Genomic DNA, 18,623 nt, shown 5'->3' with positions numbered 1-18,623 from the left:
CCGTGTGTTTGCCCCCGGACGTCAGGTCCGGGGCGCTTTGAAGAAGGCCGCGATCTTGGCGGCGACAGAGGTATCATCCAAAGGTGTACCCAGTTTTGTCGCGGCTGTCTGCAACAGCGGGTCGGGCACCACGCCGATGGCACGGGTTTTCATCAGCCCGTCGACAAACGCATCCCTGAACTCGGGATGCGCCTGAATGGTCAGCGCCCGGTCGTCGTAGAGGAGCGCTGCATTCTCACAAAAGGCATTGGTGGCAATGACCTTTGCGCCTTCGGGCCGCTTGACAACCTGATCCTGATGCCAGGCGTTCAGCGTGATGGTTTCGCCGTCGAAATCGTAGCTTGTGGGGCCGACGGACCAGCCGCCAGCGTATTTTTCAACCTTGCCCCCCATGGCCTGCGCGATGATCTGATGGCCAAAGCAGATGCCGACGACCGGGACGCGGGCGGCGAAGGCCTGCCTGATGAACTCCTCCAAGGGCGGAATCCAGGGGTGGTCTTCGTAGGCCCCATGTTTGGAGCCGGTGATCAGCCAGCCATCACAATCCTGCACGGTGCCCGGGAAGATCCCGTTGACCACCTGATAGGTGCGGAAGGTAAAGCCGTGCCCGTCCAGCAGGCGGGCGAACATGTCGGGGTAATCGCCCATGGCCGGGGCCAGAGCGTCGGGGGCGAGCCCGGTTTGCAGAATGCCGATCAGCATGACCTGTCCGAAATTGAGGGTGACCAAGTTCTGTGCCACGCCCCCCTGTTTGGTCAAGGGGGCGCGGCAGGTCTGGCGTCAGACCGTGTCGAGGTAAAGCTCGATCCGTTCTTCCGGGGTCAGTTCGGCGATGTAATGCATCTCCTGCCGCTTGGTCAGCACGAAGTTTCGGATCAGCTCTTTGGGCAGGAAGCGTGACAGCATGTCGCTGTTCTCGAACGCATCAATCGCCTCTTCCCATGTCGCGGGGATTTGCGGCAGGTCCATCGCATAAGCGTTGCCGGTGACGGGGGAGGGCGGTTCCATCTCATCCTCCATCCCCATCAGCGCGGCGCCAAGGATGGTGGCCAGCATCAGATAGGGGTTCACATCGCCGCCCGCGACGCGGTGTTCGATCCGCCGTGCCGCCGGGCTGCCTGCGGGGATGCGGATGGCGGCGGTGCGGTTTTCATAGCCCCAGCAGATCGCGGTGGGGGCGTGTTTGTCGGGCACCAGCCGTTCATAGCTGTTTTCATGCGGGGCAAAGACCAGCGTGGAATCGCTCATCGCGGCCAGACAGCCGGCAACGGCGTGCTTGAGCGCGGCCGTACCCTTGGGGCCGCCGGAGTCAAAGATGTTGTCACCCGCGGCGTCCAGCACCGAGAAATGCGTGTGCAGGCCAGAGCCGGAGTATTCGGCGTAAGGTTTCGCCATGAAGCTGGCGGCAAAGCCGTGACGCCGTGCCAGACCCTTGACGAGGAGCTTGAACAGCCAGGCATCATCGGCGGCGCGCAGGGCGTCGTCGCAATGCATCAGGTTCACCTCGAACTGGCCAAGCCCGGTTTCCGAGGTGGAGGTGTCGGCGGGAATGTCCATCGCCTCGCAGGCGTCGTAGAGATCGGTGAAGAAGGTGTCAAACGCGTCCAGCGCGCGGATCGACATGGTTTCCGCCGCCTTGCGCCGCTTGCCGGACCGGGGCGAGGAGGGCACTTGCAGCGTCTTGCCGGAATCGTCGATCAGGAAGAATTCCAGCTCCATCGCCACCACGGGGGTCAGCCCGCGTTTCTTGTATTTGTTCACCACCGCGTTCAGCGCATGGCGGGGGTCGCCATCATAAGGGGTGCCGTTTTCGCGGAACATCCAGATCGGCAGCAGGGCCGTTGGTGCCTCCAGCCAGGGCATTGGCATGAAGCCGCGTTCGGTGGGCTTGAGCACGCCATCCTGATCGCCCTGTTCAAAGACCATCGGGCTGTCGTCGATATCCTCGCCCCAGATGTCGAGCGACAGGATCGAGAATGGAAAGCGGGTTCCGTCCTTGACCGCCTTGTCGGCATAGCGGGAGGGGATGCGCTTGCCGCGGGCCTGACCGTTCAGGTCGGCGGCGGCAACGCGGATCGTGCGCACTTGCGGGTGTTTACGCAGATAGTCCTTCATCATGATCGTTGGTCGGGGCGTTGCAGCGGGCGCAGCCCTTGTTCCATCCTTGGTTTGTGATCTTTCCTCCCGTGCGGGGCACGGGTCCGGACGGGTGCCCGAATAATTTGATCAAATAGACGCTACTATCGGATCACCTGAGGACGCAAGCGAATTTTACCTCCCATATTGGACGGCAAGTGCCGGTTCAGCCGGGCGTTGATGGCGCTGAACAGCCAGATCAGCAGCAGGGTCAGCGCGATGAAGTACCCGGCGACAATGGGATATGACACAAAGGGGTTAAAGGTTTTGTCCGCGAAATAGCTGGCATAATACAGCGCATCGCCGCGCTGCTGAAATGCTGGAAACCCGGAAAAGAACACCAGCGTGGTGGAATGGAACAGAAAGATCGCCTCGTTCGTGTAGGCAGGCCAGGCCAACCGCAGCATGGTGGGCCACTGGATGCGGCGGAATTTGGCAAATCCTGTCAGACCATAGGCCTCTGCGGCCTCCAGATCGCCCTTGGGGATGGACCTGAGCGCGCCATGGAAGATCTCGGCGGAATAGGCGGCGGTGTTGAGAAACAGCACGAACAACGCCCCGGCCCAGGCCTTGGTGGTCCAGGCGGTTTGCACTGTGATACCGAAGACATCAATCCCGGCGCGGGGCAGCATCTGCAACGCCTCATAGGCGAGGAAGAACTGGATGAACAAGGGCGAGCCGCGGAACAGGAAGATGAACCATTCTGCGGGCTTGCGCACCAAGGGGCTGTGTGACGCCTTGGCAAAGGCAATCGCATTGGCCAGCACAAAGCCGAAGGCAAGCGCGATGACGCCAAAGTAGATGTTCCAGATCAGACCAGACCCGATCAGCGTGAATTGTTGGCAGAGGGTAAAATCACTGCGCGGCAGCAGCCGTTCGCCATAGCCGATGGAGCGGAAGGCATAAGCGCCGATGGTTTCCCAACAGGTCATATCACCGCCTTGCGCAGGGCTTCGCCGGCGGCTGTCGCCTGTCCTTTGGACAGGCGGGCCGTGATGCGGGCCAGAACGATTTCGGATACGCGGGTGAAGGCGAGATAGAACACCAGCAGGGCCAGGAAATAATAAAGCCGCCAGTCAGGATGCGGATAGTCGAAGGCCTGCGTCTTGGCACTGCCCAATTCGCGCGCCCAATAGACGATATCCTGCACGCCCAGCAAGAACAGCAGCGGTGTTGCCTTGATCAGGATCAGCCACAGGTTTGACAGGCCGGGCAGGGCATAGACCCACATCTGCGGCACCAGAATCCGGCGGAACACCTGCGCGGGCGACAGGCCATAGGCCTCGGCGGTTTCGAGCTGCGCGCGCGGCACCGCCTGCATCGCGCCATAGAGCACATTGGCGGCGAAAGCTCCGAACACCAGCGCAAAGGTCAGCACCGCCAGCATGAAACCGTAGAACTGATGCACCACCTGCGGCGCGGAATTGAGCGGCACCTTGGCCTCGGGGCAGACCCGGAACTCCAGCCCGTTGCGCACCGGATCGGTCCAGTCCGGGCAACGGACAGTATGCATCAGATATTCGATGCCCTGATCCAGTGCGATGACGAAGAACAGGAAAAACACGATATCGGGCACGCCGCGCACCATGCCGGTGTAGCCCTTGCCGATCAGCCGCAGAACGAAAAACTGGCTGCGCGCCGCCATCGCGCCGAAGAACCCGAACAGCATGGCAATGGGGGCCGTCACCGCAAGCAAGAGCAGCACGGTGCCAAAGGCCCAATACATGTTCATGTGCTTGCCCGAGGTCAGGTAGCACGACAGCCATGTCAGGCCTTCCAGCGATTTGGGATCAGCGCAGATTTCAAACATGGGCCAGTTTCACAGGGGGGACGTTGCCCCCGCACGGGTTTCGCGCGGGGGCCTTGTCATCAGAACACGTCCGCGTCGTCGCCGAACCACTTCTTGATCAGCGTGTTCAGCGAGCCATCTTCCTTCATCGAGGTAATGGCCGCATCGAACTTGCCGCGCAGCTCGGTATCCGACTGACGCAGGCCCATGCCGACACCGGCACCCAGCACCACATCTTCGCCGACAAACACCAGCGCATCCCCCGATTCGGCCACGATCGGAGCCAGATAATCCTTGTCGGCAAAGACCGCATCCGCCTCGCCGTTGCGCACGGCGGCCACGGTTTCATCAGGGGTCGCAAACTCCAGCAGGGTCGCACCCGAAGACGCGATATAGCCCGACTGGATGGTATTGACCTGCGCCGCGATCACCGCGCCTGCCACATCGACATCGGGGGTCAGCCCGACATAGGCCGACGGGGCTGGCGGGGTGTAGTTCTGGGTGAAGGAGATGATCTTCGACCGTTCCTCGTTGATGTTCATGCCGGCGATGATGGTGTCATAGTTGCCGGACTGCAGGTTGGGGATGATCGAATCCCAGTCGGTGGTGACCCATTCGCAGGTCAGCTCGGCGCGCGTGCACAGCTCGTCGCCCAGCTCACGCTCGAAACCGTCTACCTCGCCAGAATCGTTGATGAAGTTGAAGGGCGGGTAGGCGCCCTCGGTGCCCATGCGGACGGTCTGTTGGGCAAAGGCCCCCCCAGCGGTCAGCGCGACAAGCGTGGTGGCAAGCAGCAGCTTTTTCATAGATGTCTCCCGATTGGTAAGCTGTTGTTATGGTTCAAGTGTAAACTCAGGCCGTGGCAGAAAGAAAGCCACGCAAACGTGCGGTCTGCGGGTTTGTGAACAGGGTGGCGGGTGGACCCTGTTCCTCGATCACGCCTTGATGCAGAAAGATGACATGGTCCGAACAGTCGGCGGCCAGCTTCATGTCATGGGTGACCAGAATCATCGTGCGGCCTTCCTCGGCAAGCGCCTTGATGACGCGGATGACCTCTTGTTCCAGTTCCGGGTCCAGCGCAGAGGTCGGCTCGTCAAACAGCAGGGCGCGCGGTTCCATGCACAGGGCGCGGGCAATCGCCGCACGCTGTTGCTGGCCGCCCGACAGCATTGCGGGCCAGGCATCGGCCTTGTCGGCGATGCCGACCTTGGCCAGATATTCCCGCGCCTTGGCCTCGACCTCGGCCGGATCGCGTTTCAGAACGGTGACGGGGGCCTCCATCACATTCTGCAGAATGGTCATATGCGACCACAGGTTGAACTGCTGGAACACCATCGACAGATTGGTGCGGATGCGCGTGACCTGCGCCCGGTCAGCCGGGTGGCGGCCCGCCCCTTCGCCCTTCCAGCGCACGGCCTCGCCCTCGAACCGGATCTCGCCCTGCTGGCTGTCCTCCAAAAGGTTGCAGCAGCGCAGCAGCGTGGACTTCCCCGAGCCGGATGATCCGATCAGGCTGATCACATGGCCGCGCGGGGCCTTCAGATCGACGCCTTTCAGCACCTCCAGCGACCCATAGGCCTTGTGCAGGCCATGGATATCAATCACCGGGGTGGTCTGTTTGGGGGGCGGGGGGGCGGCGGTCACTGGGCCTCGCTTGAAAAGGAAACTGGGTCAAATAGGGCGCAAGTTCCGCGCCATTGCAACGCCCTTTGTGACAAACGCTGCGGCATTTGCCACTGCTTTGGTCATGGTGTGCCACCAAATTGGGCAGGCGCAGGCGGGATTGGCAAGGCCAGATAGGCCCGAGCCGGAATGCGGACCAAGCCCTGCAAGCAGAGCGTGTGGCGCTGATCGGTGCTCAGCGCGTTGATTGCCGCTGTCACGCAGTCGAACAGGGCATCGGCCTGTGCGCTCTGCGCGGTGATCAGGGGCAGGCCCGGGGTTGGCGCGGTGTGACCGAACACGCGCAGGCCGGCGGTGATGTCGGTGTGGCGGTCCAGCAAAGCCCATGTCACGGCATCTATTGCGGCAAAATCGGCCTCTCCCCTGGCCACCGCCAGCGCACTGGCGCGGTGCGCGCCGGTCTGGATGGCAGGGGCGATGGTCAGGCCGAGGGCGTGAAAGTGCTGATAAACGGCGGCCCAGCCCGATTGCGACAACGGCTCGTTGATCGCCAGCCGGGCGGAGGCGAAGTCCGCTTCGGTGCTGCGTGGATCAGTCGCGCGGGCAATCAGGACGGACCGGTAGTAACCGGGCGGGCACCCCGCCACGCCGTAGTCGGGCGTGCCGATCAGGGTGATATGGGCATGCAGTCTGGCCCGGAAGGGCAGGCCACAGGTCTGTGACAGCAACAGGTCAGGCGATTGCCAAGCTGGCCAATAGGCGGCGTCACCGCGCGTCAGCCCCTCCGGCGCAGGCAGGCCGCGTGCCCGTGCCCCATCGCGGATCAGGGACCACAGGGCATCCTGTGCCGCCCGCATTGGCGGCAGGTCATACATGCCAAGCGCGGCGATCACGCCTTGGACGCCCGCTGCCGCGCGAGCGCCGAATCCACATCGGTCAGCCCCAGCAGATTGGCGACCAGACGCAACAGCCGGTCCTCTTCGGCATCGCGGGCACCATCCGACAGGGCAACCGACCACAGGGCCTGCAACAGGCGGGCTCGCTCATCATGTTCGGTGGCGGCCTTGATCGCGCGGGTGAAGCGCACGGTATCGGGGGCCTCGGCCTCCAGCACCTCGGCGCGTGCCCGCAGATCCGCGGCCTCGAAAGGCGACAGGCCGTGCAACGCGGCCAGCACCCGGTCAATCTGGGCAATCTCGTTCTGGGCATAAGTGCCGTCAGACCGGGCCAGCCGCACCATCAACGCCGCAAGGGCAAGGCGCGCATCCGGTTCGGGCAAGCGCGCGGGCGAAGGGGCCAGAAGGCCAGAGAGGAGACGTTCAAACATGTGACAGACATAGAACCTGAGGCTGGCCCCGGCAAGACGGTCAGCTTGCGCAATAGGCTTGCGATTTGGTCCAGCCCGCGATGTCGGACCGTTTTGCGGCCGAGCGGAACGGCCCCCAATCGCGCCCGATGCCCTTGTTGCCACCGCCCGCAACCACGCCGTCGCGGCCGACCTGTTTTGACATGATCCGGATCGCGCAGGCCAGATTGGCTTCGCCATTCTTGAGCTCTGCCGGATCGGTTGCGGCACAGCCATAGGCGCGCGCGGTCTGCGGTGAAATCTGCATCAAGCCGATATAGCGCCCGCCCGCCCCGGACGCCTTGGGGTTCCAGGTGCTTTCATGCTTGGCCGTTGCCGACAACAGGCCCGCCCAGAACGCCCGCCGTTCGGTCATCGATGCGTCATCATATCCCGGGCACCAGCCTTCGATATCGGCGGGAACCTTGGCCGCCAGCACCGCATCATTTGCCGCAATCACATTCATCGAGGTCTGTGTCCAGGTCGCCGCCTCGGGGCGGTGATCCCAGCGCATCACCGGCTGTTCGCTTGAGTCTGTTCCAGAGGCTCCGGCCACGCAGCCGGCAAGGAGAAAGGCCGAAACGGCAACAAGCGAAACGGGAAAACGCATTGGCAAGACCATGGGCAGCACCGCACCTTTGTGCGCGGCCCTGTGGCGTTACGCCGTCAGACCCGGGTCAGGCAAGCCCGGGCGGGGCCGATCGGCGTCAATCCGCCCGTTCCGCCCTGCCGTCACCCCCTTGCCCCAGGCCCCGCCGCCGCCTAAAGACAGGGGAAACGTGAAGGAGTGCGCCATGCTGGACCTGACCTATACCGCGCCGACCCCCAAGGTGATTGCCGGGGCAAAGCACGATTGGGAACTTGTCATCGGAATGGAAATCCATGCCCAAGTGTCCTCTAACGCCAAGCTGTTTTCCGGGGCCTCCACCACTTTCGGGGCCGAACCGAACGCCAATGTGGCCTTTGTCGATGCCGCCATGCCCGGCATGCTGCCGGTGATCAATGACTTCTGCGTGGAACAGGCGGTGCGCACCGGGCTGGGGCTGAAGGCGCAGATCAACCTGTTCTCGGCCTTTGACCGCAAGAATTACTTCTACCCCGATCTGCCGCAGGGCTATCAGATCAGCCAGCTCTATCATCCCATCGTGGGGGAGGGCGAAGTGCTGGTGGAACTGTCCCCCGGTGTCGCCCGTCTGGTGCGGATCGAGCGCATTCATCTGGAGCAGGACGCCGGCAAATCCATCCACGACATGGACCCGGCGATGTCTTTCGTGGACCTGAACCGCACGGGAGTCGCGCTGATGGAAATCGTCAGCCGCCCCGACATTCGCGGCCCCGAGGAAGCCGCCGCCTATGTCGCCAAGCTGCGCCAGATCCTGCGCTATCTGGGCACCTGCGATGGTAATATGCAGAACGGCAATCTGCGCGCAGATGTGAACGTCAGCGTCTGCCGCCCCGGCCAGTATGAGAAGTATCAGGAAACGCAGGATTTCTCGCATCTGGGCACCCGGTGTGAGATCAAGAACATGAACTCGATGCGGTTCATCCAGCTGGCCATCGACTATGAGGCCCGCCGCCAGATCGCCATTCTGGAAGACGGCGGCAAGGTGGATCAGGAAACCCGGCTTTACGACCCCGACAAGAACGAGACCCGGTCGATGCGGTCCAAGGAAGAGGCGTTCGATTACCGCTATTTCCCCGACCCCGACCTTTTGCCACTGGAGATCGAACAGGCCTGGGTTGACGATATTGCCGCCCGGATGCCCGAATTGCCCGACGCCAAGAAGGCGCGCTTCATGGGCGCGTTCGGCCTGACCGATTATGACGCCTCGGTGCTGACCGCAGACCTGGAGTCTGCAGGCTTCTTCGAGTCGGTGGCCCAAGGCCGCGACGGCAAGACCGCCGCCAATTGGGTGATCAATGAGCTGTTCGGACGGCTGAACAAGGTGGGCCTGTCGATTGCCGACAGCCCGGTGTCTGCGGCGCAACTGGGTGGCATGCTCGACCTGCTGGCTTCGGGCGAGATCACTGGCAAGATGGCCAAGGATCTGTTTGAAATCTTGTGGACCGAAGGGGGCGACCCGGCAGAGCACGCCGCCAAACACGGCATGAAGGCCGTGACAGACACCGCAGAGATTGAACGCGCGCTGGATGCGCTGATCGCCGCCAATCCGGAACAGGTGGAAAAGGCCCGGGTCAATGCCAAGCTGGCGGGCTGGTTTACCGGGCAGGTGCTCAAGGCCACCGGCGGCAAGGCCAATCCTGCTGTGGTGAATGCGATGGTGGCGCAGAAACTGGGGCTGTGACCTTGGCGGGCCGCTTGCGCGCGGCCCTTGGCCGCGACGATGCCTCGCTGCTGGCGCGGGCGCGCGCGGATGTGCGGATGGGACTGGCGCTGAACCCGCCCGCCTGTCTTGCCCCGCTGAACCGTGCGATTTCAGCGCTGGAACGCCTGCCCAATGGGCCAGAGGTCGCGCTTCTGCTCGGCCGGGCGCTGCGGGCCAAGGCGCAGGTTCTGACCGGCAAGGCTGCGCATGATCTGCGGGCGCGGTCTGTGGCCAAACTGCGGGCGATGGTTGACGCGCCACAAACCACCGCAGCCGAGCGGGCCATGCTGTGGGCCGCCCTCGCGCAGGCCTGGATGCCGCTGCCCGCCGATGCGGGTGACGCAGACCTCAGCTATCGCCAGTTGATCCGGGCGCAAGAGGCCCAGACCGAGGCGTTGGTGCTGCCCTCGGCCTCTGCGCATCTGGCCATGGCGGAAATCCTGCTGGCCCTGTGCCGTTCCCCGTTGTGCCCCGATGCGCGCAGCCTGGCGATGACCCTGCGGCACCACCTGCAAGCCGTGCGCAGCCATGCCCCCGAGTTTGAAGACGAAGCAACCGCCGATGCGCTGGACTCCGCCGTGCTTGGCCTGTTCCCCGACCTGTCAGATCCGGCTGACCGCTAGGGCTTGCGTCGCCTCCTCCAACAGCGCCCAGATCGGGCGTTTCTGGCCCAGCGGCCCATGATGCCGAAAAAGTGCGCACAAGGCTTGGTCCTCGCCGGAAAAACCGGCTATCGTGCAGGCTGGAAAATCTGCGGGAGCCATCATGCAGCGGTTTGAATACAAGGTGATACCAGCACCGAAACGGGGCGAGAAACGTCATGGCGTCAAAACCACCGAAGACCGGTTTGCCCAGACCCTGACCGAGCTGATGAACAGCCTTGGGGCCGAAGGGTGGGACTATGTGCGCGCCGATACCTTGCCCTGCGATGAACGTGCGGGCCTGACCGGCACCAGAACCACCTATCAGAACATGCTGGTGTTCCGCCGTGTGCGCGCCGGGGATAGCGTGACGGAGGCACCGATCGCCCTTGCCCCCCTGCGCGCCACGCCCGAGGCAGAGGCACCGGCCCTGAAACTCGGCACGGCCCATGTGGCGTCGGGGCCTGCCCCGGCGATCGGCCCGGCCAAGGGCGATATTGCCGCGGAATGATCAGCCTGCCGCAGCAACCGCCTGCGGCAGCACCTCATCCAGCACATCAAGGGCGGCGGCGTCGCCAAGGCTGATCCGGATGCAGCGATCCAGCGGGGCCACGCCCGGCATGCGGATGAAAACGCCCCGCGCCACTGTTTCGCGCAGGATGGCGCGGGCATGGTCGCCGTCGCGGCCACAGTCCACGGTCACGAAATTGGTGGCCGAAGCCAGGGCGCGCAGGCCGTTCGCCGCCGCAAGGGCCGTGACGCGGGCGCGGGCGGTGACCACACGCTGTCGCACCTGTTGCAGCCAGTCCTGATCCTGCACAGCCGCGAGCGCGCCGATCTGGGACACGCGGCCCATGCCGAAATGGTCGCGCACCCTGTCAAAGGCCTGCGCCAGTTCCGGCTGGGTGATCGCATAGCCGACCCGGGCCCCTGCCATGCCATAGCCCTTGGAGAAGGTGCGCAGCCGGATCACCTGCGGGTGGTCTGCCGGAACCGTGGGGATCGCCCCTTCGGGGGCCAGATCGGCATAGGCCTCGTCCAGCACCAGCAGGCTGTGGTCGGGCAGGTTGGCGATCATGTCCTCGATCACCGCGCCGGGGTGATGGCTGCCCATCGGATTGTCGGGATTGGCCAGATAAATCAGCCGCGCCCCGGTCTGGCGGGCGGTGTCCAACAGCGCCTGCGGGTCTTCGTGATCGCCCCGATACGGCACGCGGTGCAGAGTGCCGCCAAAGCCTGTCACGTGGAAATTGAACGTCGGATAGGCCCCAAGCGAGGTGACGACCGGCGTGCCCGGCGCCACCGTCAGGCGGCACAAAAGGCCAAGCAACCCATCAATGCCTCCGCCCAGCACGATGTGGTCCGGGGGCACGCCATGGTGGCGGGCGAGCGCCTGTTTCAGGTCATGGCTTTCGGGGTCGGCATACATCCACACGGCCTCGACCGCCGCCTTCATCGCGGCAATGGCCTTGGGGGAGGGGCCGAACAGGCTTTCATTGGCCCCCAGCCGGGCGCGGAAAGGCCTGCCCTGATCCCGCTCCATCGTCTCCGGCCCGGTAAAGGGAACGGTGGCGGGCAGGGTGGCGGCGAGGGGGGTGAGAAAGCGGGTCATGATCACGGCAGAGTGGCGGGAATTGCGGCGCGGGGCAAGAGGGGCTTCCCCCTGTGTTACAGATAGGTGGACCCAATGATATCAATGGCTTGATGCTGGGTTTTAACGTGAGCTTAATATTTTGGCCGCCGCAGCGCCCTGTGGCCGGCGTCGCAAAGGGGGGCTGTCTGCCCCCCTTCGTCGCTTCGCGCCTCATCCCCCCGAGGATATTTGTGAACAGGTAATGAGCAGGTCTTTTGTCATTATCTGTTCTTAAATATCCCCGCCGGAGGCACCCCCCGATGGGCCGGGGCGTGCCGGTCAGCCGATCTCGACCAGACGCGCCATGGCGGCGCGGAGTTTGCTGGCTTCGTCCTCGCGCGCGGCCAGGTTGGTGCGGCATTCTTCCACCACCTCTTCCGGGGCGGAGGCGGCGAAGGCGGGGGTGTTCAGACGTCCCTTCAGGCCGCCGATTTCCTTGCCCAGTTTGTCGAGGGTCTTTTGCAGGCGGGCCTTTTCCTCGGCGATGTCGATCACGCCGTCCAGCGGGATTGCGAAGGTGGCCCCTTCGGCCGCGACGGTGATCGCGCCTTTGGGGGCGGTGTCGGTGCGGGTCAGGGTCTCGATGCGGGCCAGACGCTTGATCAGCGGTTCGTTCTGCGTCCAGGCGGTTTGCGCCGCGTCGGTCATGGCGGTGGCGACCAGATCGAGTTTCAGGCCTGCGGGCACATGCACCTGGGTGCGGGCGGAGCGGATGTCGTCGATCAGGGTGGTGACCCAAGTCATCTCGGCCATCGAGGGCGCGTCGATCAGGTGGCTCGGCAGATCGGGCCAGTCGGTGTGGACCAGTAGCTTGGCGCGGGTGCCGGTGGTGGACCACAGCTCTTCGGTGATGAAGGGCATCATCGGGTGCAGGAGAATCATGCAATGATCCAGCACCCAGGCCATGGTTTCCCGCGTCTCGCCCGCCTGTTCGCCATCAAACAGCGGTTTGGCGAATTCGACATACCAGTCGCAGACCTTGCCCCAGACGAATTTGTAGAGCGTGTCGGCGGCTTGGTCGAAGCGGTAGTTTTCCAAGGCTTCCGAGACCTCGGCGGCGGCCTTGGCGGTTTCGCCGATGATCCATTTGTTGACCGTGGCGCTGGCCTGGGGGGGCGCGCTTTGGGTGCTGTGCCCCTCCCACACGCCGTTCATTTCGGCAAAGCGGCAGGCGTTCCAGAGTTTGGTGCCGAAGTTGCGGTAGCCTGCGATGCGGGCGGTATCGAGTTTCAGCACCCCGCCAAGGCTGGCCATGGCGGCATTGGCAAAGCGCAGCGCGTCGGCGCCGTAGTCGTCGATGATCTCCAGGGGATCAATGACGTTGCCGAGCGATTTCGACATCTTCTTGCCCTTGGCGTCGCGGACGAGGCCGTGCAGGTAGACGGTCTTGAAGGGCACATCCTCCACCACGGCCAGCTGCATCATCATCATCCGGGCGACCCAGAAGAAGATGATATCCTGGCCGGTGATCAGGGTGGAGGTGGGGAAGTACTTTTGCAGCTCCGGGGTCTGCTCCGGCCAGCCGAGGGTGCCGATGGGCCAGAGGCCGGAGGAGAACCAGGTGTCGAGCACGTCGGGGTCGCGCCAGACCGGATAGACCAGTTGGGTCGGGTCTTGCGACAGGGTGTAATCGGCCAGGGCAGCGGCAAAGGTTTCCACCGCCGTCTGCCGGTCAGCCACTTCCACCACGCGGGCGGTGTTGAGCGGGTGGGGCAAAGCGGCCAGATCATCGCGGAAGCGTTCGGCGACGCCGTCCTGAGTGGCGGCGCAGTGGAAGCGCGACTCGCGGTCGATATAGCCGCCATCGCCAAGGATGGTCAGAAGTTCAACCTGATCGAGCGCATTGTCGCCTTCGGCATCGACGAAATCGGCGGCGTCAATGGACAGGCCATACCACACCGGAATCTGATGCCCCCACCAGAGCTGGCGGCTGATGCACCAGGGCTCGATGTTTTCCAGCCAGTGGAAATAGGTTTTCTCGCCCGACTCCGGGATGATTGTGGTCTTGCCCGTGCGCACCGCGTCCAGCGCCGGTTCGACGATTTTCGCCGTATCGACAAACCATTGATCGGTCAGCATCGGCTCGATCACCACTTTGGAGCGGTCGCCGAAGGGCTGCATGATCTTTTTCGCCTCGACCACCGGCTCCAGGCGCAGGTGTTCGCTGCCGGTTTCGGGGTCGGTTTCCTTGATCAGCGTGGTGACGGCGAGGCCGATGGCGTTGATGTCGGCGATCACCGCCTTGCGGGCCTCGAACCGGTCCATCCCGCGGTATTTTTCGGGGACGAGGTTGAGGCTGTCGACTTCGGCTTCGGTCGTGGGGGAACCAGCCGCGATCTCACGGGCGCGGGCCACCGCCTGTTCATAGGGCGCACCATCGGCGCGCATGGCACCTCGGGTGTCCATCAGGCGGTAGCAGGGCAGGTTCGCGCGTTTGGCGACGCCGTAGTCGTTGAAGTCATGCGCGCCGGTAATTTTCACCGCGCCGGAGCCGAAGGTGGGGTCGGGATATTCGTCGGCGATGATCGGGATCAGGCGGTCGCAGAGTGGCAGGTGGACCATCTTGCCGACGATCGGGGCATAGCGTTCGTCCGACGGGTGCACCGCCACCGCGCCATCGCCCAGCATGGTTTCGGGGCGCGTGGTGGCGATGGAGATGTAGTCGCGCGTTTCGCGCAGCGTCACCTGGCCTTCGGCGTCTTTCTCGACATAGTCATAGGTTTCGCCGCCTGCGAGGCGGTATTTGAAATGCCACATATGGCCCGCGACTTCGATATTCTCGACTTCGAGATCGGAGATTGCGGTTTCGAAATGCGGGTCCCAGTTCACGAGGCGTTTGCCGCGGTAGATCAGGCCCTTGTGATACATATCGACAAAGACCTTGATCACGGCGTCGTGGAAGTTGCCCTCCTCACCCTGTGGCGCGCCGGGGGCACCGGACATGGTGAAGGCCTCGCGGTCCCAGTCGCAGCTTGCGCCAAGGCGTTGCAGCTGGCCGATGATGGTGCCGCGCGACTTTTGCTTTTGCTCCCAGACCTTGAGGGTGAAGGCGTCGCGGCCGATGTCGCGGCGGGAGGGTTCGCCGGCCTTCGCCATTTCGCGTTCGGTCACCATTTGCGTGGCGATGCCCGCATGGTCGGTGCCGGGTTGCCACAGCGTGTCATCGCCCTGCATCCGGTGCCAGCGGGTCAGGATATCCTGCAGCGTGTTGTTGAAGGCATGGCCCATGTGCAGGCTGCCGGTGACATTCGGCGGCGGGATCATCACGGAAAAGGCCGGGCGGCCGGGCTTGGCATTGGCCCCGGCGGCGAAGGCTTTGGCCTCAAGCCAGAGCGCGGAGATCCGGGCCTCGGCCTCGGCGGCGTTGAAGGTCTTTTCCATCGGCATGGGCATCATCCTCTGCGGTTGCAGGGGACTTAGCGAATAAGGGCGCAAAGGCCAAGGGGGGAGGCGTTTTTGCCGTGCTCAGGCCGGGCCGACCAGTGCGAAGATGGCGCCCCTGGGGTCGGCGGCGTAGCAGACAAAGGCACCGCCCGGCACCTCCATCGGGCCGTGCAGGGTCTTGCCGCCCTGCGCGCCGATGCGGGTCATGGCGGCAGCGATGCTGTCGGTGCCGAAGACGGGCAGCCAGTGCGGGGGGATGCCGGGTTGGGGCAGGGCCATGAGACCGCCGATGTCGCCGTGTGGCATGGACAGCAGGTGGTAGGTGCCCTCGGCCCCCATCTCCATCGCCTGCCCCTCGGTCCAGCCCAGAAGGGTGGTGTAGAAGCGCAGCGCGGCGGCGGGGTCGGAGGTTTGCAGCTCGTGCCAATTGGCATGTCCGACCTGCATCGAGAGCGAATAGGCCGTGCCGGGCTGACCGTCGGCCGGTTGCATCAGGCCAAAGACCGCGCCTTGCGGGTCGGCGGCGATGGCGAAACGGCCAGTGCCGGGGATGTCCTGGGGCGCGCGGTGGACGGTGCCGCCGAGGGTGGTGACGCGCTTGGCGGTGGCGTCGCAGTCATCCACAGCGAAGGTGAGCAACCAGAATTCCGGCATCGGGGTGTCCGGCCCCATCAGGCCCGCGACCATGTCTGTGCCATGGCTGGCAATGGTGTAGTCGAACCCCGGCATGCCGGAGTCCTTGAACTGCCAGCCCATCACCGGGCCGTAGAAGGCCGATGAGGCGGGGATACTGGCGGTGGTGAGTTCGTACCAGAACGGCAGCCCGTGAACGGTCATTCCCCGGCCCCCTTGACCAGAACCGGGACAAAGCCGCCGTAGATCATGCGCTTGCCGTCAAATGGCATCTGTTTCATGTCTTCGGGGGACATTGCGGCCTCCATCGCCTTGTAGGCCGCGTTGCGGGTGTCTTTGTCGGGCCATGTCATCCAGGCGACGACCACGCTTTCCCCGTCCTTCAGATCGACCGAGCGCAGAAGATCGGTCTGTTTGCCGGGCGGCACGTCGTCGCCCCAGCCCACCACAAAGGACAAGGCCCCCAGCTTCTGAAATGCGGTCCACCACTTTGCTTCATGCGCAATGTAGTCGTCGCGGCGGGCGTCGGAGACGGGAATCACAAAGATATCGAGATAATTCATGTCAGATTCCTTTTACGCTTGCAGGGTCAGGTTGGCAAAGTTAGTTATAAAAAGCAACTGAAAGTTAAAAAGAGTGACTGAAAATCGCCGAAGCTATGACGAGGGCTGCATTGCGGCCCATGCGCTGGACCTGATCGGCGACCGCTGGGCGCTGCTGGTGGTGCGCGAGCTGATGCTGGGGCCGCGCCGGTTTGGCGCGATCCGGGAAGGCTTGCCGGGGATCAGTGCCAATATCCTGACCCGGAGGCTGGAGGATCTGGAGGCCCTGGGCATCGTGGCCCGCGAGCAGTTGCCCGATCCGGTACGGGTGCAGCTGTACCGGCTGACTGATGCGGGGCTTGGCCTGTGGCCGGTGATCCGCGCGCTGTGCCGGTGGGGGGCGGGGATGCCGGGGCATGACCCGCGCCTGTTCATCAGCCCGGTCGCGCTGATGCTGTCGATGCGGGCGCTGTGCGCGCGGGGGCGGGCGGGGGTGCATCGGGTGGCCATGGTGCTGGGGGGCGACCGGTTTGTGATCCGCACCGCGCCGGGGGCGTTTCTGGTGGACCGCAGCATGGCAGAGGCGGCGCTGTGCTTTACCGGGGGGACCAATGCGATGGCGGCGGCGATCTACGGCCCGATGCCGCTGGCGCAGACGGCGCAGGGATTGATCCGGTTTGACGGCGATCTGGCCGAAGGGCAGGCCTTTGTGGATCTGTTTTCCCTGCGGGCTGATGCCTAGACCGCCCGGTCGATCTTGGTGCTGAGGTGGATCAGGCTTTCCGACGAATGCACCCCCGTCATCGCGCCGATCTGGTCCAGCACCTGATCGAGCACCTGCGTGTTGGGGCAGGCGATCTGCAACAGCAGGTCCACCCGGCCCGAGGTGGTGAACACCCTCTCTACCTCGGAAATCGACTTGAGCCGGGTCAGCAGGGCGGCCTGGCTGCGCGGCTCGATCGTCAGCAGCACGGTGGCGCGCAGACGGTTGGGGTCGGCGCCTTCGCCCAGTTTCAGGGTGTAGCCGGCGATGGTGCCATTGTCTTCCAGCCGGTCCAGCCGGGCCTGAATGGTGGAGCGGGCGACCTTGAGCCGGCGCGCCAGCATGGCCAGAGACAGCCGCGCATCGGCCCGCAACAGGGCAACGATGTTGCGATCCAGATCATCCATACGATTTGACCGATGATTTCGTCATTATGACGGCCCCAGACTCCGATTATGTAGTTTTGTTCGGTGCGTTTGTGCCTCATATGCCCCATCCTACGTTGCAGGAAAAGGGCGGTTCATACGCACCTGGCCTGGTTTTAGATAAACCACGCTGGTGCCCGGCCCCGTTCAGTGCAACGGTCAAGGGCTATGCGTCTTGTTGGCAGGAAAGGAAACTGCGATGGGACTCTCGAAGACGATCTGGACAAATCCAACCGAATTTCTGCGCGTCGAACAGCCCGAAAACCCGGTGCTGTTCTTTGCGCCGACCGTGGTGCAGGCAGCGGCGCGCCGGTTTATTGATGGCTTTCCGGGCATGGTGACCTATGCCGTCAAGTCCAATCCCAGCGATGAGATGATCGAAAACCTTTCAGCCGCCGGCGTGCGCGGCTATGACTGTGCGAGCGGGTTCGAGATTGACCTGATCCGCCGTCTGGCCCCTGATGCGGCCATCCATTACAACAACCCGGTGCGCGCGCGGCACGAGATTGCCTATGCGGTGACCCGGGGTGTCAAATCCTACAGCGTTGATTCGCGGTCGGAACTGGACAAGCTGATCGAGATGGTCCCGGCCGAGGGCACCGAGATTTCGGTGCGCTTCAAGCTGCCGGTGGCGGGGGCGGCCTATAACTTCGGGGCCAAGTTCGGGGCGACGGCCGAAGTGGCGGTGGACCTGCTCAAACTGGTGGCCGAGGCCGGGTTCATCCCGTCGATCACCTTTCACCCCGGCACGCAATGCACCGATCCGGCGGCCTGGGAGTCCTATATCCTTGAGGCGGCAGAGATTGCGCGCAAAGCCGGTGTCACCATCGCGCGGCTGAACGTGGGGGGTGGTTTCCCCAACCACCGGCTGCACGGCGTGATGCCGCAGCTGGAAGAGACCTTTGCCCTGATCGACCGTGTGGCCACGCAGGCCTTTGGCGATGACCGTCCGCTCTTGGTGTGCGAGCCGGGCCGGGCGCTGTGTGGGGACGCGTTCACGCTGGCCGCCCGGGTCAAGGCAGTGCGCGACGACAGCCATGTGTTCCTGAACGATGGCGTTTACGGCACGCTGACCGAGCTGCCGCTGATCGGGGTGATCGACCGGATGGAAGTGCTGTCGGCCAGCGGTGAAAAGCGGCTGGGCGAAGAGGTGCCGCGCATCATCTTTGGACCGACCTGCGATTCGGTGGACCGTCTGCCGGGGGATATCCCGCTGCCGGGCGACATTGCCGAGGGTGATTTCGTGATCGTGCATGGCATGGGTGCCTATTCCACGGTGACCAATTCGCGCTTCAACGGCTTTGGCGATCTGAGCGTGGCCACGGTGCTGTCGCTCAAGTCCTGACCCTGCCACGATCCGGACTGCAAAACGCCCCCGGCTG

General features: G+C 64.0%; 19 protein-coding genes. 5 read left to right on the top strand and 14 right to left on the bottom strand.

Annotated features, from left to right (window positions below; all coding sequences use genetic code 11):
- Positions 1 to 21 precede the first annotated feature (21 nt).
- The 9 genes from CXR43_RS10610 to CXR43_RS10570 all read right to left on the bottom strand — a co-directional run bounded on the left by CXR43_RS10610 (position 22) and on the right by CXR43_RS10570 (position 7,503).
- The gene (locus CXR43_RS10610) at positions 22 to 702 is read right to left on the bottom strand and encodes a type 1 glutamine amidotransferase (protein ID WP_103334201.1); all 681 of its coding nucleotides are present in this window, start codon (positions 700 to 702) and stop codon (positions 22 to 24) included.
- Between the two features lie 78 nt (positions 703 to 780).
- Complete coding sequence (locus CXR43_RS10605; protein WP_103334200.1) at positions 781 to 2,115, bottom strand: glutamine synthetase family protein; 1,335 nt, start codon at positions 2,113 to 2,115, stop codon at positions 781 to 783.
- A 125-nt stretch (positions 2,116 to 2,240) separates the two neighbouring features.
- Positions 2,241 to 3,068: an ABC transporter permease gene (locus CXR43_RS10600; RefSeq protein WP_103333893.1), complete on the bottom strand. Its 828-nt coding sequence runs from the start codon at positions 3,066 to 3,068 to the stop codon at positions 2,241 to 2,243.
- Positions 3,065 to 3,946, bottom strand: a complete 882-nt coding sequence (locus tag CXR43_RS10595) for an ABC transporter permease (RefSeq protein WP_103333892.1) — start codon at positions 3,944 to 3,946, stop codon at positions 3,065 to 3,067. Before CXR43_RS10595 ends, CXR43_RS10600 begins: the two co-directional genes overlap by 4 nt.
- Before the next feature lie 59 nt (positions 3,947 to 4,005).
- On the bottom strand, positions 4,006 to 4,731 hold the full coding sequence (locus tag CXR43_RS10590; RefSeq protein WP_103333891.1) for a transporter substrate-binding domain-containing protein: 726 nt from the start codon (positions 4,729 to 4,731) through the stop codon (positions 4,006 to 4,008).
- Between the two features lie 46 nt (positions 4,732 to 4,777).
- The gene (locus tag CXR43_RS10585) at positions 4,778 to 5,569 is read right to left on the bottom strand and encodes an ABC transporter ATP-binding protein (RefSeq protein WP_103333890.1); all 792 of its coding nucleotides are present in this window, start codon (positions 5,567 to 5,569) and stop codon (positions 4,778 to 4,780) included.
- A 101-nt stretch (positions 5,570 to 5,670) separates the two neighbouring features.
- Positions 5,671 to 6,441, bottom strand: a complete 771-nt coding sequence (locus tag CXR43_RS10580) for a phosphate/phosphite/phosphonate ABC transporter substrate-binding protein (RefSeq protein WP_103333889.1) — start codon at positions 6,439 to 6,441, stop codon at positions 5,671 to 5,673.
- Positions 6,438 to 6,875: a tellurite resistance TerB family protein gene (locus CXR43_RS10575; RefSeq protein WP_103333888.1), complete on the bottom strand. Its 438-nt coding sequence runs from the start codon at positions 6,873 to 6,875 to the stop codon at positions 6,438 to 6,440. Before CXR43_RS10575 ends, CXR43_RS10580 begins: the two co-directional genes overlap by 4 nt.
- 40 nt (positions 6,876 to 6,915) lie before the next feature.
- A complete protein-coding gene (locus tag CXR43_RS10570; protein WP_103333887.1) occupies positions 6,916 to 7,503 on the bottom strand; it encodes a transglycosylase SLT domain-containing protein in 588 nt (195 codons plus the stop codon).
- Between the two features lie 184 nt (positions 7,504 to 7,687).
- Between CXR43_RS10570 and gatB the strand changes: the two genes are divergently transcribed.
- The 3 genes from gatB to CXR43_RS10555 all read left to right on the top strand — a co-directional run bounded on the left by gatB (position 7,688) and on the right by CXR43_RS10555 (position 10,372).
- Positions 7,688 to 9,199: an Asp-tRNA(Asn)/Glu-tRNA(Gln) amidotransferase subunit GatB gene (gene gatB / locus CXR43_RS10565; RefSeq protein ID WP_103334199.1), complete on the top strand. Its 1,512-nt coding sequence runs from the start codon at positions 7,688 to 7,690 to the stop codon at positions 9,197 to 9,199.
- Between the two features lie 2 nt (positions 9,200 to 9,201).
- A complete protein-coding gene (locus CXR43_RS10560) occupies positions 9,202 to 9,843 on the top strand; it encodes a hypothetical protein (protein ID WP_146036503.1) in 642 nt (213 codons plus the stop codon).
- 142 nt (positions 9,844 to 9,985) lie between these two features.
- Complete coding sequence (locus CXR43_RS10555) at positions 9,986 to 10,372, top strand: DUF4177 domain-containing protein (RefSeq protein ID WP_103333885.1); 387 nt, start codon at positions 9,986 to 9,988, stop codon at positions 10,370 to 10,372.
- Here the strand turns inward: CXR43_RS10555 and CXR43_RS10550 are convergent, their stop codons facing one another.
- The 4 genes from CXR43_RS10550 to CXR43_RS10535 all read right to left on the bottom strand — a co-directional run bounded on the left by CXR43_RS10550 (position 10,373) and on the right by CXR43_RS10535 (position 16,074).
- Positions 10,373 to 11,473 carry a pyridoxal phosphate-dependent aminotransferase gene (locus CXR43_RS10550; protein WP_103334198.1) on the bottom strand — a complete coding sequence of 367 codons (1,101 nt, stop codon included), beginning with the start codon at positions 11,471 to 11,473 and terminating at the stop codon, positions 10,373 to 10,375.
- 300 nt (positions 11,474 to 11,773) lie between these two features.
- Complete coding sequence (locus tag CXR43_RS10545; RefSeq protein ID WP_103334197.1) at positions 11,774 to 14,881, bottom strand: valine--tRNA ligase; 3,108 nt, start codon at positions 14,879 to 14,881, stop codon at positions 11,774 to 11,776.
- A gap of 78 nt (positions 14,882 to 14,959) precedes the next feature.
- The gene (locus CXR43_RS10540) at positions 14,960 to 15,715 is read right to left on the bottom strand and encodes a VOC family protein (protein WP_103333884.1); all 756 of its coding nucleotides are present in this window, start codon (positions 15,713 to 15,715) and stop codon (positions 14,960 to 14,962) included.
- Complete coding sequence (locus tag CXR43_RS10535) at positions 15,712 to 16,074, bottom strand: DUF1428 domain-containing protein (RefSeq protein WP_103333883.1); 363 nt, start codon at positions 16,072 to 16,074, stop codon at positions 15,712 to 15,714. Before CXR43_RS10535 ends, CXR43_RS10540 begins: the two co-directional genes overlap by 4 nt.
- A 73-nt stretch (positions 16,075 to 16,147) precedes the next feature.
- Here CXR43_RS10535 and CXR43_RS10530 point away from each other — a divergent pair, with 73 nt between their 5' ends.
- On the top strand, positions 16,148 to 16,795 hold the full coding sequence (locus CXR43_RS10530) for a winged helix-turn-helix transcriptional regulator (RefSeq protein ID WP_246831341.1): 648 nt from the start codon (positions 16,148 to 16,150) through the stop codon (positions 16,793 to 16,795).
- Here CXR43_RS10530 and CXR43_RS10525 read toward each other — a convergent pair.
- Positions 16,792 to 17,223, bottom strand: coding sequence for an Lrp/AsnC family transcriptional regulator (locus CXR43_RS10525; RefSeq protein ID WP_103333882.1), 432 nt, complete (start codon positions 17,221 to 17,223; stop codon positions 16,792 to 16,794). The genes CXR43_RS10530 and CXR43_RS10525 overlap by 4 nt on opposite strands.
- 217 nt (positions 17,224 to 17,440) lie before the next feature.
- Here CXR43_RS10525 and CXR43_RS10520 point away from each other — a divergent pair, with 217 nt between their 5' ends.
- Entirely contained in the window at positions 17,441 to 18,586 is a 1,146-nt protein-coding gene (locus tag CXR43_RS10520; protein WP_103333881.1) for a type III PLP-dependent enzyme, read from the top strand.
- Positions 18,587 to 18,623 lie beyond the last annotated feature (37 nt).

The organism is Pseudotabrizicola formosa, assembly GCF_002900965.1.
GTDB lineage: Bacteria > Pseudomonadota > Alphaproteobacteria > Rhodobacterales > Rhodobacteraceae > Pseudotabrizicola > Pseudotabrizicola formosa.
The sequence above is the reverse complement of the archived record's forward strand: the minus strand, read 5'-3'. Positions and strand labels throughout refer to the sequence as shown.